Genomic DNA, 15,534 nt, shown 5'->3' on the forward strand with positions numbered 1-15,534 from the left:
CGTCAATTGCCCGCCAGAGCCAGTATTTTACTCCGCCAATGACGATCACGGCTTCATCCAGATGCCATTTGCTGTTGGGCTTTGGTCTGTCCCGGCGAATGCAGCACGCGAAATGCCGGCCAAACCGCATAGGAGATAATCGATCTGGGAAAACGGAAGCCCTTGAGGCGCGGCAAATCTGAACTTGGAAACATAACAGCGATCTACCAAACCGAAACCAGATCAACAAATTGGCAATGCCGTGCGCTTGAGTGGTCGCCGGCTCCTTCATTTTCTGGAAGAACTTAGGACAAAATCGGACGCCGAGACTATTCATATCGTGGCCCACAGCATGGGCAATCGTGCGGTAACGGACGCGTTGGAACTTCTTGCCCTGCGCAACAATATTCATGAAGGCGACGAGCCGGTTTTCGGTCAGATTTTTTTTGCCGCGCCCGATGTCGATGCGGGCCTCTTCAAGGAGATGCTGAAAACGATTCGTCCACTCGCACGGCGCACAACGCTCTACGTATCGCAAAACGACTGGGCGCTGGAGGCCTCGCGCAAGCTACACGGCAACGCGCCAAGAGCCGGACAAGGCGGCGAAGAAGTGCTGAACGATAGTCAATTTGACACCGTGGATATGTCGATCCTCGGCAAGGATATGTTGGCCCATACCTATTTTGCAAATGACAGCTCAGCACTTGCCGACATCATGTCGCTGATCTGGCTTAACCCCTCGCCGTCCAAACGCTGCGGCTTAAGCGTTGATGCTTCCAACGATGTGAAGGGCGCTTGGATCTATGACAAGTACAAGTGCCCCGAGAAAGGCCTAATCGGACTGATCAGCCACCTTTGGACCGAAGCTACGGTGACACGGGCAACGATCAAAGCCGCGCTCGATGAGCTTGTAACAGACAAAGCAGAGGCCGCAACACTTGAACAAGCCCTCAACAGGCTTGTTGATCCCAGCGAATAATCTTCTAAGCATAGCGGGCGTTGAGGTCGCCGATCGCCTCTGCGTGGCCGGCCGCTGGAAAAAATTGGCTGACCGAATACCTTGCGGACAAGGGCATGACGCACACGCGCGGTGCCCCCTATCACCCGCAGACTTATGCTAAGATCGAGGGGTGTGTTGCAAAGTTTGGCGCGTTAACCACGCCTTGAGATTTGGCTGTTGCAAGAGCGCTCCAGGAATTGGAGCTCCGCGTCATGATTCTGAGTTGGCAATACCTCTCTGCGGGATGGCTGCCTACGGCGCAGGTCACGCGCATATGCAGGGCCGAACTTCCTATCTCGGCGTCGGATCGTCTCATAGGAAACGGTCATTCCGCGCCCCGACATCTTTTCCTCGATCATGCGGAGGCTAAGCGGGAGCCGGAGATGCAGCCAGACAGCACGCGCGATGATCTCGGAGGGGAAGCGAAGGCGTTTCTAACCGGCAGAGGCGATCTTCATAGTGATCAGTTTGTCCTGCCAACACCTGTCTCGTCGTTAACGTGACAAGCCCGGCCACCCCACCAGACCTGCAAGAACTGCGCCCTTTACTTGCTTCTGGCTCTGCGTTCCTGCGTCCGAGGCGACGTTCTGGTGATGCGGTTTTCCCCGCAGACCAGGTCGACCCGGACGCATTTTCAAGTACCGATCAAGCCGCTTCCAAGGCTTGGATCATCCGCGTCAAGCCATGTCCAGCGGGGCGGTTGCCTCGGCGTCGTTCTTCGGCAGATCCGGCGAGATCTTGAACTCCCGCAGTTTGTAGACCGTACCAGGCCGCGCACGGGGGGCATCGGCGCCTTCCTTCATGCGTCGCTTGAACGAGTGGATAGGTGTCGCTCTGTCGTCGATGCGGACTTCGACAACGGACGGACCGTCATGTGCGAAGGCTTCGTCGAGCGCCGCGCCAATTTCGTCCGGAGTCTCGACATAGATCCCCTTCAGTCCCAACGCGGTCGCAGCCCCCGCAAAGCCTGGCTTGACGCTTTGGGTTTCAAGCAGTGCCGACTGTACGTTCTTGAAGAAAATCTCCTGCCAAAGCTGGATCCAGCCAAGCCGGCCGTTATTGATCACCACGTTGACGACGCGCTGATTGAACTGTGCCTGCGTCGCGAGCTCGCCCACCGTGTAGGAGAAAGCACCGTCGCCGGCCACGGTCACGATCCGCACGTCGGGCCGTGTCGCGGCCGCACCGATGGCACCGGGCACCGAATAGCCCAGACCACCCTGCCCGCGTGCGAACAAGAACTGACGTCCCGGTTTGCGCGCCGGGATATAGCCGGAAATCCAACCCGCTGAGAAAGAGGCGTCCGAAACGACGATGTCGTCCTCGCCCAAGCGCTTGGCGATCTCGTCCATGATCACAGGTGGCTGGATAGGGATCTGTTTGGAGGCAATTTCGGCAGCCTTCATCGCCTCGCCTTCGGCTTTCACTTCGGCAATTCGTGCCATCCACTCCGGTCGCTCCACCGGCGCGCCCAGAGCCGTATCGAGCGTGCTGACAACCTCGCGCACATCGCCCATCAGGGGCACGGTCGGGCGGAACGTGCGGCCGTGTTCCATCGGGTCACTGTCGATGGTGATCGTCGCCTGATCGGGTTTCGGCAGGGTCCAATTCATGCCCGTGTTCTGGCTGACCTTCGAGCCACACCAGACGACGAGATCGGCCTCCTGGATCAGTTCAATAGCCGACCAGGAACCGAGTGGGTTCAGAACTCCCGCCGCATAGGGTTCGGTTTCAGCGACTGACCCCTTTCCAGACAGAGAGGTGACGACGAGGCCGCTGAATTTCTTGGCAAAGGCAGATACTTCTGCAGTGGCGTTCGACCCGTGGACACCGCCACCACACACCAGGGCCGGGCGCTTGGCGCGCCGGATTAACGCCGCCGCTTCGACGATATCCGCGGCCGGAGCATTGAAGCGCACGAAGGGCGCTTTGCAGGCGCGGTCATCGACGACTATCCTGACACGGTCTTCGTCCCATTCGGCATCGAAGATGTCATGCGGAATAATCAATGCAACTGGCCCGGGTCGTGGTCCGGTTGCAGTGCGATAAGCGGTGCGAATGAGTTCCGGCAAGGCGGTGACCGAGGGCACAAGCCACGCGTCCTTTGTGCAGGTCTTGAAAAAGGCAAGCTGGTCGAAGCCTTGGCTCGCAATCCCCTTTTCTTTCAACGACAACCAGTCCAGCGGGAGTTCGCCAATGATCCCGATCATCGGGATTGAGGCGTTCAGTGCCTCAAGAAATCCTGCCGGAAGCAGGTTCGCACCGGGCCCGACCGTCACGTCGCAGACGCCAGGCTTGCCGGTCAACCGTGCATAGGCATCCGCAGCATATGCCGCGTTACGTTCGTCCCGCATCAGCACGTGGCGGATCCTGTCTGTTCTCCGGGAGATGCCGTCATGGAGCGCCGTCGTCTGCCCGCCCGGCATGCCGAATACGAGATCCGTTCCGAATTGTGCAAGCATCTCCGCAACCAAGTCGCCGATATGGGCCATCTTCCATCTTCCTTTTCATTCTGTTTGGCGGGCCGTGCCCACTGTGAGCACGGCCCTTGGGAGGAACCGGGTTAGAGATTGTCCGGCTTTGCTTTTCCGCTGGCCCAGGCGTTGAGCAGTGCGTCATAGCTCACGGTCAGTCCCTGCGGTTTCTCGTTTTCCAGCTTGCGCTGCGGTGCCAGCCAGTCCGGATTTGCCTCAGCTTTCTCGAACCAGTCCTCGGCCGAGGTTTCCGGGTTCAGCTTCGGTCCGCACCGGTCCATTACGTTGGCGCGCTCAAGCCGTTCCATCACGCGGTCCTGCTGGGTCGCGAGATTGTCGAGCGCAGTCTGCACGCTGTTCTCACCCGACAGAGCGGTCGAGATGTTCTGCCACCAAAGCTGTGACAGTTTGGGGTAGTCGGGAACGTTGGTGCCTGTGGGCGTCCACATCACGCGTGCCGGGGAACGGTAGAATTCCACCAGACCGCCCAGCTTCGGTGCGCGCTCGGTGAAGCTTTCGTGCCGGATCGTGCTGTCGCGGACGAAGGTCAGACCGACATGCGACTTCTTCACGTCGACAGTCTTGGAGGTGACGAACTGGGCATAGAGCCAGGCGGCCTTGGCACGGTCGATCGGAGTCTGTTTCAGGAGCAGCCAGGAGCCGGCATCCTGATATCCGAGCTTCATGCCTTCCTTCCAGTAGGCTCCGCGTGGAGAGGGTGCAACACGCCATTTGGGGTTGCCGTCGTCATCGACCACCGGGATGCCAGGTTTGGCGTAATCGGCGGTGAAGGCGGTGTACCAGAAGGCCTGCTGGGCAATGTTCCCCAACGTCGGCACAGAGGCATATTCGTAGAAGGTCATGCCCTGAGCTTCGGCAGGTGCGTAGTCTTTCAGCCATTCGATCGACTTGCTGAGCGCATAGACAGCGGCAGGGCCGTTTATGTCGCCACCACGCGTGATCGACGAGCCGACCGGATGGCAATCCTCGACGCGGATGCCCCATTCATCGACCGGCTTGCCGTTGGGGAGGCCACGATCGCCACTGCCGGCCATCGAGAACCACGCATCGGTGTATCGCCAGCCAAGCGACGGGTCCTTCTTGCCGTAATCCATGTGGCCAAAGATCGGCTCGCCGTCCACTTCCTTGACGTCGTTAGTGAAGAAGTCGGCGATGTCCTCATAGGCTGACCAGTTGACCGGAACGCCTAGCGGATAACCGTATTTCTCCTCGAACCGCGCCATCAGGTCAGGGTTGGTGAACAGGTCTTGACGGAACCAGTAGAGGTTGGCGAATTGCTGGTCGGGCAGCATGTAGATCTTGCCATCGGGCGCAGTGGTGAAGCTGAGCCCCATGAAGTCGTCAAGGTCGAGCGTTGGTGAAGTTACGTCGGCGCCCTCACCTTCCATGAAATCGGTCAACGGCATCACGGCGCCATACCGATAATGGGTGCCGATCAGGTCACTGTCGTTGATATAACCGTCATAGATGTTCTGACCGGATTGCAGTTGGGTCTGCAATTTCTCGATTACATCACCTTCTTGCAGCAGGTCGTGGTTCACCTTGATGCCGGTGATTTCTTCGAACGCCTTCGTCAAAACCTGCGATTCATAGGTGTGGGTTGGGATGTTTTCGGAAACCACGTTGATTTCCATCCCGCGAAACGGCTCCGCTGCCTGTGTGAACCATGCCAACTCAGACTTCTGTTCGCTCTGGTTGAGCGTCGAGGGCTGGAATTCCTCCTCAATCCAGCGCTCGGCGGCGGCCTTGTAGTCCTGTGCCTGAACCGCACCGGCGAAGAAGGCGGTTCCGGTCAATAGCGCGGCACTCACGGCCATCAGGCCCCTTCCGCGCTTCAGTGAAAATCTTCGCATAGTTGCACTCCTCCTGTGTTGACCGGCTGAGTCTCCTCCCGGCCGGTGGTTGAAAACGTGGTCGTCGACGACGAATGAGAGTGGGGGATCAGCCGAAGCGCATCATCACAAACGCAGCCAGGACCGAGACGGAAAGCGGTATCCATAAGGTGTGCACGTCGGTGAAGGCGACAAAGCCCAGATTGATGAAGGCTGCGAGAAGAAGGGAGAGAAACAGCCGGTCTCCCCGCGTTGTCGGCATCGGCAGGAAGCCCTGCCGCTCAACCGTGGGGACCCTGAGTTCGGCCAGTGTCATGGCAATTAGTATCAGCGCGACCGTCAAGAAGAAGATTGCCGTCACCTGTGTCCAGGCCATCCATTCAAGATTCATGTCCGATCCTCCTTAGACGCGGCCCAGGGCAAAGCCCTTGGCGATGTAGTTGCGAACGAAGTAGATGACTGCAGCACCTGGCAGGATGGTTAGAACGCCTGCGGCGGCCAGCAATCCCCAGTCGAGACCCGAGGCCGATACCGTTCGTGTCATCGCCACAACGATGGGCTTGGCCTCGACCGAGGTGAGCGTTTTGGCCAGCAGCAGCTCCACCCAGGAAAACATGAAGCAGAAGAAGGCAGTGACCCCGATCCCGGCGCGGACCAGCGGCAGGAACACCGTCAGAAAGAAGCGCGGGAAGGAATAACCGTCGAGATAGGCGGTCTCGTCGATTTCACGGGGTACGCCCGACATGAAACCTTCGAGGATCCAGACTGCGAGCGGCACATTGAACAGGCAATGCGCAAGCGCCACTGCCAGCGGCGTATCGAAGAGCCCGACCGCCGAGTAAAGCTGGAAGAACGGCAGCAGGAACACCGCCGGTGGCGCCATCCGGTTCGTGAAGAGCCAGAAGAAGACATGCTTGTCGCCGATGAACTTGTAGCGCGAGAACGCATAGGCCGCCGGCAGTGCTACCGAGAGCGTGATGATCACGTTCAGTATGACATAGCTCAACGAATTCACGTAGCTCATGTACCAGGCCGGATCGGTGAAGATTGTCTTGTAGTTGTCGAAGCTCGGCGCCTTCGGCAGAAACGACGAGCTGGACATGATGTCTCCGGGTTGCATCAGGGACATACGCACGAGCCAGTAGATAGGCAGCATCTGGAAGCACAAATAGAGGCCAAGCAAAACCGGTCCGGCGGCGCGGCTGTTCAGGACTGTGCCCTTCAGCAGGGCAGCCATGCCGGTCTGGGGTGGTGCGGATGTGTGGGTTGTCATGGTCATATCGTCACCTCACTGGGCGCTGATGCGCTGGAGGATCGTGTAGAACACGTAGGACACCAGCAGGATCACGAGGAAATAGATCAAGGAGAACGCCGCTGCGGGTCCAAGGTCGAACTGGCCCACTGCCATGTTCACCAGCCGGATCGACAGGAACGTCGTGGAACTGCCTGGCCCGCCGCCGGTGACCACGAAGGGTTCTGCGTAAATCATGAAACTGTCCATGAACCTCAGCAGAACCGCGATGGTCAGAACGCTGCGCATTTTCGGCAGTTCGATGTAGCGGAAGATCGCTACGCGGCTGGCGCCGTCGATCCGGGCAGCCTGGTAATAGGCGTCGGGGATCGAGCGCAGCCCGGCAAAGGCCAGAAGCGCCACCAGCGGTGTCCAGTGCCAGACATCCATTGCAACGATTGTCACCCATGCGGACACCGGATCGGCGGTATAGTTGAACCCGATGCCGAGATCGTTGATGACACGGCCGAAAAAACCGATCTCGGGCCGTGCATAGAGCTGCCAGATCGTGCCCACGACGTTGAACGGGATCAGCAGAGGCAGGGCGAGGACGACGATCGCAAGCGAGGATTTCCAACCGGCCCGCGGCAGCGCCAGCGCCACCAGCACACCAAGCGGGATCTCGATCGCCAGTACGATTCCGGAAAATGCGATCTGCCGAAGAAAGGCGCGATGCACTTCCGGATCGCGCAGGGTCTCACGGAACCATTCCAGTCCGATCAGATAGCGCTGGCCAGGTCCGAAAATGTCCTGCACCGAGTAATTGACCACCGTCATCAGCGGGATCACGGCGGAAAAGGCCACCAACAGCACCACCGGAAGGATCAGGAACCAGGCCCTGTTGTCTTGGGTCTTATGCATCGAGATCTCCAATTAGACGGTCGTCGGCATAAAGCAGGGTGTGTTTCGGCGCGAAGGTGACCCCAAGCTCACCTGAAGGCAGTTCGGCATCATCGGGAATGCGCATTGCCACGGCGGTCTCGCCGATCCTCAGATCCGCGACGTAGCTGTCGCCCCGCGGAAGAAGCTCGACGAGCTGCGCGGTGATCTGCTCTGTGCGCGGCTGACAGTGCCGCAGATGCTGCGGACGGATGGCGACCTTCAGGGATTGGCCACGTTCGATCTTGCGCGACAGGGCGGGCGGCAAAGGCAGCGATCCGCCTGAGAAGACAAGCCGTTCGCCCTCGGCGCGGCAGGGAATGAAATTCATGCCCGGCGAGCCTATGAAATTGCCCACGAAGGTGTGGCTGGGCCGCTCGTAAAGCTCTTCAGGCGTACCGGCCTGCATCACTTCGCCTTCCGCCATCAGCACAACCTCGTCGGCCAGGGTCAGGGCTTCGCTCTGGTCGTGTGTCACGTAGATCAGGGTCAGCCCCAGTTCTTCGTGCAAAAGCTTGAGCTTGCGGCGCAGCTCGAACTTCACATGCGGGTCGATCACTGTGAGCGGCTCGTCGAAGAGCACGGCCGCCACGTCCGAGCGCACCAGGCCTCGTCCCAGGCTGATCTTCTGCTTTTCCGCTGCACCAAGTCCGGCTGCCCGTTTCTTCAGCAGAGGTCCCAGCTCCAGCATCTCGGCCACGTCGGCGACGCGGCGTCGAATTTCATCTGCAGGCAGGCGGCGGTTCTTCAGAGGAAAGGCAAGGTTCTGCTCGACGGTCATCGTGTCGTAGAGCACCGGGAACTGGAACACCTGTGCGATGTTCCGCTTTTCCGTCGGCAGGTCCGAAACATCGGTTCCATCGAACAGGATACGACCAGTGCTCTGGCGCACGAGGCCCGAGATGATGTTCAGCATGGAGGACTTGCCGCAACCCGAGGGGCCCAGCAGCGCGTAGGCGCGGCCGTCTTCCCAGGTCAGGTCAATCTGTTTCAGCGCGAGCCCGTTTGGGTCGGACAGGTTCCCGTCATAGGAATGACGAAGCGAGTCGATCACGATCTGGGCCATTATGCAGCCTCCGCCTGGCGAGGACCGGGTGTGGCGAGCAACTGGCCGGATGCGTCGAACAAAAAGCATCCGGCCGGATCGATCGTGACTTTGCAATCACTGCCGCTGGCCTGGGGATGCACGCCGTCCCGCTTCATCACCCATTCATGCCCGCCATATTCGAAATGGACGAAAGTCGCCGAGCCATCGACCTCGCAAAGGCTCACGCGGCCGGCAAGATCGCCGGCTTCTTCGCAGGTGGCGGGACGGATGCGATGCGGCGGCACGCCAAGCAGGCACGCCCCGGAAACACGGCCCTGCATGTGTGCGGGCAGCGCTGTGCGGATGCCGGCGAAGTTGATCGTCTGGTCTGAGACATGCCCTTCGATCACGTTCATCGGCGGGTCGTAGAAGATTTCGGCGACCTTGACCGAGCAGGGGTTGGCGTGCACCTCGGCAGCCGGACCGACCTGGATCACCCGACCTTCTTCCATGACGATCGTGGTGCCGCCCATTTGCAGCGCCTCGTCCGGCTCAGTGGTGGAATAAACAACGGTTGCGCCGCCGCCGCGAAAGATCTGTCGCAGGTCGGCACGAAGCTCTTCGCGCAGCTTGTAGTCGAGATTGACGAGCGGCTCGTCGAGCAGCAACACGCCCGCCTCCTTGACCAGCGCCCGCGCGATGGCAAGCCGCTGCTGCTGTCCGCCGGAAAGGTTCTGAGGCAGACGATCGAGAAGGTGGTCGATATGCACCATTCGCGCGGCATCCCGGACCTTGGCATCGAGTGTGGTCCGGTCCATCCGCTTGCGCCGCAACGGCGCGGCGATGTTGTCATAGACCGTGAAGGACGGGTAGTTGACGAATTGCTGGTAGACAAAGGCAATATCGCGGCGCCGCACCGGCATTCCGGTGAGATCGGTCCCGTTTTGAACCAGCGTGCCGCTATCCGGGCGATGAAGCCCTGCCAGCACGCGCAGCAGTGAGGTCTTTCCAGCGCCTGTGCGACCCAGAAGGACGTAGAGATTGCCGGGCTCGAAGGACAGGGTCACATCCTCTAGCCAGGTTTCTCCGGCCACCGTGCAGCCGACATTGTTAATTGCAAACGTCATGCTGAGGCCCCGACATAGCTGGAGGCACAATCGGGGGGTGTGTGCGGCACCCAGGCAGCAGCAAGCCGCTCGCCAACCTCCCGGTATCGGCGATAGCGCGCCTTGAGTACCTCCACACGGTCCGGATCAGGCGTGTGTGTGCGTGAGACCCGGGTCATCGCCGAGATGGCGCTTGTCAGGTCGGGCTGCAGGCCCACGGCAACGGAGGCGCACATCGCACCGCCCTTGGCGCCGAATTCTGAACCGTTAGCCACCACAAGCGGCATATTCAACGCATCGCAGAAGATCTGCGACCAGACCGGGCTCTTGGACGGGCCGCCGGACAGCAGGGCGCGGCGGATGCCATCGGTTCCAGCCTCGCCGAGCAGATAGCCGATGTCCTGGCAATGAGCGAAGACAATGCCTTCGAACACGGCCCGCAACACGTCCGGTAACTGACTTCCAGCCTGGACGCCCAGCAAACCCGCCGGCGCGCCGCTTGGTCCGCCAAAGACATAGGGAAAGAAAAGGATGCCGCAATCGCGATCGATCGCGCTTTCCACCAGATCGCTGCACACCTCGTAGATCGAGCGCCCGTTACGCCGGGCGACATCTGCCTCGGCTGCAAGCAAAGTGCTACAGACCCATTCGAGGTTGCTGGCCGAAGTCGCCCCGGCCATCGTGGCAAGATATTTTCCTTCAAGCGGATAGGCGACCTGCAAGGTTGGCAGCGGATCGAGACAAGGAATGGTGTGAAGGCGCGAATTGATGCTGAACGTGCCGGCGACTACGCCGAGTTCATCAGCGCGGGTCAGACCCGAAGCAAGTGAGCAGGCCACCACGTCATAGACGCCACGGCACACCGGAGTTCCTTCGAGAAGTCCGGTCTGTGCCGCCGCCTCGGCTGTCACATAACCGGCGATGTCCGTTGACGCACCGATTTCCGGGAGCTTCTCGATACAGTCCTCAAGGCCCGCCGCGATGAATGCATCCTTCGCATAGCAACCTTTTGAGACATCGGCGAACCCGGCGCAGCCGGCATCAGTCGGATCTGTGGAGATGTCGCCGCAAAGGCGCAGGCGGAGGAAGTCCTTGCACAGCAGTAAATGGCGGGTGCGTTTCAGCACGTCGGGGTGATGCTGCCCAAACCACCCGAGGATCGGCAGGCTTTGCCCGGCCCAGACCGCCTGTTGAATAGCGGATTCCAGTTCAGATTTCAGACCAGTCTGTTCCCAGAGAGCGATGGTTTCCGAGGATCGGGTGTCGGTCGAGCCTATTCCAGGCCGGACAACTCGCCCGTCGTCGTCCACGAAATAGAGACCGGCCCCATAGCCGACCGCAGTGACGGCTGCGATATCACCCGGCGACGTGCCCGTTCTTTCGAGCAATGTGCGGATACCCTCACAGGCGGCACGCCACATGCCGTCCGGATCCCGTTCTGTCCAGCCCGCATGCGGAAACTGAATCCGGTTCGGACTATGTTCACAGGCGATTTCGTTGCCGACGTCGTCGAACAACGCAACCTTCGTCATGGTACCGCCCGAGTCGATACCGAGTAGCCGAGCTACCATTTTTCCTCCTCCCAAATTCTCCCGCGACCTTCTGGCGGTCTTGCCGTGCTCTGCACTCACCTCCTAACTTGTAATTACATGTTGTACTATGGAGACAGACGGGCTTTCCTGTCAAGAAAAGAAATTTGCGTGAAAAATAGCGGAAAAAGGCCAGTCTACCAAAGGTTGTTCTAGAGAGCGGCTGAAGAGTGATGCTGAATTAGCTCGAATTGACACATGTTTCTCATACTTGTAATTATATGTTGGGCGGCCTTCGTAACCGGCTGCTGGGAGGATGTGATGGAAAAACGCAGCAAGATATTGGACCGCCTGAGAACTGGAGAATTCGATGGCGCGGTCCTCATCGTCGGTGGCGGCATAAACGGGGTCGGGGTTTATCGCGATCTGGCTGCGCAGGGTGTGTCAACGCTGCTTGTTGACAAGGGCGACTTTGCGTCCGGCACCAGCTCAGCGCCGTCGAGACTGATACACGGCGGCTTGCGCTATCTCGAAACCGGAGAGTTTCAACTCGTGCGCGAGTCCGTCGAGGAACGGAATCGCCTGCTGCTGAACGCGCCACATCTCGTAAAGCCGATCCCGGTCTGGGTTCCGGCGCTCAGCCGGTTAGGTGGCGTGATGTCCGCAGGGCTCCGCTTTTTGCGGCTGAAACGAACGCCCGGCGCGAAGGGGTCAATCGTGGTGCGTATGGGGCTCGCGCTTTTCGATCGCTTCGGCGACAAGGGTCGCACCATGCCCCGTCATCGGCCCGTCCCTATCTCAGAGGCACGCAAGCAAATCGGCCTTGCGCGCGCAGTGCGGGCAGTGCTGGAATATTGGGATGCTCGCATCGTCTCACCAGAGCGCTACACGCTTGAACTTGTCGAGGATGCCGAAACTGACTGCCCCTCTTCCGGCGCGCTTCCCTATACAGAGGTTTCCGGACTGGCCAATGGCCGCCTGAGCCTGACTGACGGCATCACTGGCGAAACAATGACGGTGCGGCCAGGGCTGGTTATCAACTGCGCTGGCCCCTGGATCGACGAGGTCGATGCGAATATCGGCATTTCCGAGCCGCTCAGCGAAGGAACGAAGGGATCGCATCTGGTGCTTGAACGCCCGGACCTCGTGTGCGATCTCAACGGCGCGATGCTCTATTTTGAAACGCACGACCATCGCGCCTGCCTGGTCTATGCGCTCGATGATAAGATGGTTCTTCTGGGTACGACCGATCTGCGTACGAAGGAGATTGATACCGCACGGTGCAGCGACGAAGAGATCGAGTACCTGTTCGGCGTCCTGCAAGATGTCTTGCCCCAAAGTCGCCCGGAACGCGAACAGATACGATACAGCTTCGCTGGCGTTCGTCCGCTGCCGCGCAGCGATGCCGGCGCAACCGGGGCAATCAGCCGAGATCACAGCTTCCGCGACTTTCCGACAAATCAGGCCCGGCCCTTCGAGGTGGTGACGCTGGTTGGCGGCAAATGGACGACCTACCGCGCCTGCGCCGAACAGCTTGTTGACCATATCCTGCCCCGCCTGAACAAGAAACGCATCCGCTCGACTCTGACGCTTCCGGTCGGTGGCGGTCGGGATTTTCCAAAGGAGGCCGCTGCGCGCAATGCGCTGGTTGCCGAGGTGGCCAGGGACGGCGGTATCGAGACAGCGGCGGCAGAGCGGTTTGTCAACCGGTACGGCACCCGCGCCAGGAAAATCGCTCTGGACCTCGATGAGGCCGGGCGCGTGGAGTTGCCCGGTGTCCCGGGGTATCTTGTCGGAGAAATCCGCTATATGGCGCGGCACGAGCGTGTCTCGCGGTTTCATGATATCGTGCTACGTCGCAGCCTGCTGGCTTTCGAGGGTCTCGCATCTGAGGCCAACCTGAATGCATTGGCGGATATTATCGCGCCGGAGTTGGGCTGGACCCAGACGCAGCGAGACGATGAAGTCGCGGAGCTTCTTGAGCAGCTCCGGGATCGGCATCATGTTTCGTACATACATGACAAGAGTGAGGCAGACATATATGACGAAGCCACCGTTGCCTGATATCGCGGGTGCTGCCAACACGGATGTCGTTTCACGGTCTGACGACAATCTGCGGCTACCGCTTTGGGCACAGCTGAAGGTCTGGCTTATGACCCAGATCGCAAGTGGCGAGCTGCCTCCCCACACCCAATTGCCATCCGAAGCTGAACTCTGCCGCCGCTTTGGGGTGTCGCGAACAGTGGTGCGCGAGGCGCTCAAACAGCTCGTCATGGAACAGCGCATCTACAAGATGCAGGGCAAAGGATCCTTCGTAAGCGAGCCTCGCACAGATCAGGATTTCGTCGGCTCAACAATGTCGTTTACCAGCGATCTGCAGCGATCAGGGCACATCGTAACACGCCAGTTATTGAACCAATGCCTGCGCCAGCCAACTGATGAAGAAGCGAGGCTGCTTCAGTTGACCGACGATGAGGCCGAGATTGTCGAGATCGACCGGGTACTTTTCGTCGATGGCGAACCCCGCACGCGCGTGACGGCGGTCCTGCGGGCTTCGGCGGTGCCGGGCCTTGCCGCAACTCCGATGGGCAACCGCTCTCTCTATCAAACGTTGCAGCAGCGATACGGAATCGTCCTGAAAAAAGCCGAACGCTGGGTCAGCGCTGCAAATTCCGACGCCGATACTGCTTCGCTGCTGAATATAGAACCGGGCAGCGCAATTTTGAATATTCAGTCCGTCTCTACCGATCAGAATGGTCGCAGGATCGAGCTGTATTTTGCGCAACACAGGACGGACAAATCGCGGCTGCATTTCTTTATCAAGTGACTATGTGGACACCCCGACGAGCATTACTCGATGCCTTCACGACAGACCCGTAGGCCGCCCTTGGCGACAGAACCGCAGCGGGATATTGGTGCCAGTCGGGAAGCGATCGGCAAATGGATGAACCGGTTTGACCGGCACTTCGTCCGCTCCTAGCACGGCATGGATCAGCCCGAAGCGCTCCGGCTCGACTATCGCCTCATCGAAGAGATCGCTTTCGCCTCTCACACTATCGCCCCCATTTAGCGCCGTCTCGCTTATTTCGTGACGGTGCCTCAACCGGTGCATTCGCCCCGGCAATCTTAGTCCCCGCAACCCGACCTCACTTTCCAGGACCGTACTTGGTTTCACGCGTCGTCATCTTTAGCCGCCAAGTGACCCGCCTGTAGGTCAACTGATTTGACACACAGGTTGCGACCTGTATCCGCCGGGACCGACCACGCCCAAATGACAAATTGCACGTGGAAGAGCTCGTCATACCGGCCAACGGCGAAAGACTGTGCTAGCGGCGGGCTGTCGATTTAAACGATGATCGCATGACATCCTGCTCAATCTCATCTCAATGCAAAGGCGGCTTGGGGTTTCTTCGGCGCGCTGGTCACGCAATTCGGCGAGCCCGGGGTCGACGTCACCGATAACTATACCAAGCCGATCGTGCTCCTGGCACCCTGGGCTGGCTATCGTGCAAACAAAGGTTTTCGCAATCGGATTGAGGGAAATTACAGGCTGACAGGACGACGAGAAAATCATGGGGCGTTCTAAGTCGTCACGACACGTTTATCCCACTTGGCCGCCCCCACCTCCGTTACACATCATCCATTTGAATCTGTCCCTACGCATCGATTCCAATGATTCATTGGACCGCAGATGGGAAGTCCTCGAGACTTGGGGGATGGAACCTGGTGATACCCCTCTTCTGCTCAAACGCGTGGACCCCGGCCGGAACATGGACCGGTTCTACCACCTGTCGGTCGAGCCGACCCTGTTCGGTGGATTTGCCGTGCGACGGACATGGGGACGTGTGGGCACCTGGGGACGGACGCGGCTGGATCTCTTTGCCGATGTCTCATCGGCTGTGGCCCATCAGCAGAAACTGGCAGCGCAAAAACACAGGCGCGGGTATTGTCCGCAGTGAGGCAGTGGCGGGCGCCTGATCCCACGTTTCATGGGATCTTCCTCTGACAGATCACTAAATCAGAAATCACAGAATACCCCAGGCCCTGTATCTGTCGCGGCCTGTGAGCTCGCGTGGCAATGCCGGGCCAAGCTGGCGGATCATGCGGTCGACGGCGGCGGCGGTGACGCCGAGGGTCTGGCGCGCCATCGGAATGGTTACCAACGGCCGGGACAGGAACATCTGCGCAAACTCCGGCAGCCGGGAGTGGCTTCGGCACGCCTGGCAATGGCGCGCCAGTTGCTCCTGTGCGATCGACAGCCGGTCCAGTTGATCCATGGTTTCCTGGGCGGCTTTTTCAAAGCCGGTGAGGAAGCCGGAGATGCGTGTCTGGAACGGATCCTTGCGGCGCCAGCGGAAAGGGGATTTCCGCAAGCCGGCGGACAGGTTCGGCAGAT

At 59.6% G+C, this 15,534-nt stretch carries 13 protein-coding genes and 2 pseudogenes; 4 read left to right on the forward strand and 11 right to left on the reverse strand.

The genetic code is table 11. The annotated features are described in order from the left end of the window. Positions 1 to 194: pseudogene (locus FMN63_RS11280) on the reverse strand (IS6 family transposase); the annotation flags it as partial. 47 nt (positions 195 to 241) lie between these two features. On the opposite strand from FMN63_RS11280, the gene FMN63_RS11285 reads away from it, so the two are divergent. Then, positions 242 to 958, forward strand: coding sequence for an alpha/beta hydrolase (locus FMN63_RS11285; protein ID WP_286192610.1), 717 nt, complete (start codon positions 242 to 244; stop codon positions 956 to 958). 251 nt (positions 959 to 1,209) lie between these two features. On the opposite strand, the pseudogene FMN63_RS29830 reads toward FMN63_RS11285, so the two are convergent. The 9 genes and pseudogenes from FMN63_RS29830 to FMN63_RS11330 form a co-directional block, all read right to left on the reverse strand. Continuing rightward, positions 1,210 to 1,389 (reverse strand): annotated as a pseudogene (locus FMN63_RS29830) (IS6 family transposase); the annotation flags it as partial. 267 nt (positions 1,390 to 1,656) lie between these two features. After that, positions 1,657 to 3,471: a thiamine pyrophosphate-binding protein gene (locus FMN63_RS11295; protein ID WP_148584085.1), complete on the reverse strand. Its 1,815-nt coding sequence runs from the start codon at positions 3,469 to 3,471 to the stop codon at positions 1,657 to 1,659. 71 nt (positions 3,472 to 3,542) lie between these two features. Further along, the gene (locus FMN63_RS11300) at positions 3,543 to 5,327 is read right to left on the reverse strand and encodes an ABC transporter substrate-binding protein (protein WP_502706269.1); all 1,785 of its coding nucleotides are present in this window, start codon (positions 5,325 to 5,327) and stop codon (positions 3,543 to 3,545) included. An 88-nt stretch (positions 5,328 to 5,415) separates the two neighbouring features. Next, positions 5,416 to 5,697, reverse strand: a complete 282-nt coding sequence (locus FMN63_RS11305) for a DUF2160 domain-containing protein (protein ID WP_148584086.1) — start codon at positions 5,695 to 5,697, stop codon at positions 5,416 to 5,418. A gap of 12 nt (positions 5,698 to 5,709) precedes the next feature. After that, complete coding sequence (locus FMN63_RS11310; protein ID WP_148584096.1) at positions 5,710 to 6,543, reverse strand: carbohydrate ABC transporter permease; 834 nt, start codon at positions 6,541 to 6,543, stop codon at positions 5,710 to 5,712. A 51-nt stretch (positions 6,544 to 6,594) separates the two neighbouring features. Next, on the reverse strand, positions 6,595 to 7,458 hold the full coding sequence (locus FMN63_RS11315) for a carbohydrate ABC transporter permease (RefSeq protein WP_148584087.1): 864 nt from the start codon (positions 7,456 to 7,458) through the stop codon (positions 6,595 to 6,597). Beyond that, on the reverse strand, positions 7,451 to 8,542 hold the full coding sequence (locus tag FMN63_RS11320; protein ID WP_148584088.1) for an ABC transporter ATP-binding protein: 1,092 nt from the start codon (positions 8,540 to 8,542) through the stop codon (positions 7,451 to 7,453). Before FMN63_RS11320 ends, FMN63_RS11315 begins: the two co-directional genes overlap by 8 nt. Beyond that, complete coding sequence (locus FMN63_RS11325) at positions 8,542 to 9,630, reverse strand: ABC transporter ATP-binding protein (RefSeq protein ID WP_148584089.1); 1,089 nt, start codon at positions 9,628 to 9,630, stop codon at positions 8,542 to 8,544. Before FMN63_RS11325 ends, FMN63_RS11320 begins: the two co-directional genes overlap by 1 nt. Further along, a complete protein-coding gene (locus FMN63_RS11330; protein WP_148584090.1) occupies positions 9,627 to 11,180 on the reverse strand; it encodes an FGGY-family carbohydrate kinase in 1,554 nt (517 codons plus the stop codon). The genes FMN63_RS11325 and FMN63_RS11330 overlap by 4 nt, the downstream gene beginning before the upstream one ends. Positions 11,181 to 11,459: 279 nt before the next feature. On the opposite strand from FMN63_RS11330, the gene FMN63_RS11335 reads away from it, so the two are divergent. The 3 genes from FMN63_RS11335 (at position 11,460) to FMN63_RS11345 (ending at position 15,097) form a co-directional block, all read left to right on the forward strand. Continuing rightward, entirely contained in the window at positions 11,460 to 13,202 is a 1,743-nt protein-coding gene (locus FMN63_RS11335; protein ID WP_148584091.1) for a glycerol-3-phosphate dehydrogenase/oxidase, read from the forward strand. Beyond that, the gene (locus tag FMN63_RS11340) at positions 13,180 to 13,965 is read left to right on the forward strand and encodes a GntR family transcriptional regulator (RefSeq protein ID WP_162530028.1); all 786 of its coding nucleotides are present in this window, start codon (positions 13,180 to 13,182) and stop codon (positions 13,963 to 13,965) included. The genes FMN63_RS11335 and FMN63_RS11340 overlap by 23 nt, the downstream gene beginning before the upstream one ends. An 889-nt stretch (positions 13,966 to 14,854) precedes the next feature. Continuing rightward, positions 14,855 to 15,097: a WGR domain-containing protein gene (locus FMN63_RS11345; protein ID WP_148584093.1), complete on the forward strand. Its 243-nt coding sequence runs from the start codon at positions 14,855 to 14,857 to the stop codon at positions 15,095 to 15,097. Positions 15,098 to 15,163: 66 nt separating this feature from the next. On the opposite strand, the gene FMN63_RS11350 is transcribed toward FMN63_RS11345, so the two are convergent. Next, on the reverse strand, positions 15,164 to 15,534 hold a 371-nt coding region (locus tag FMN63_RS11350), incomplete at its 5' end, for a helix-turn-helix domain-containing protein (protein WP_148584094.1).

This window comes from Stappia sp. BW2 (assembly GCF_008107695.1).
Classification (GTDB): Bacteria; Pseudomonadota; Alphaproteobacteria; order Rhizobiales; family Stappiaceae; genus Roseibium.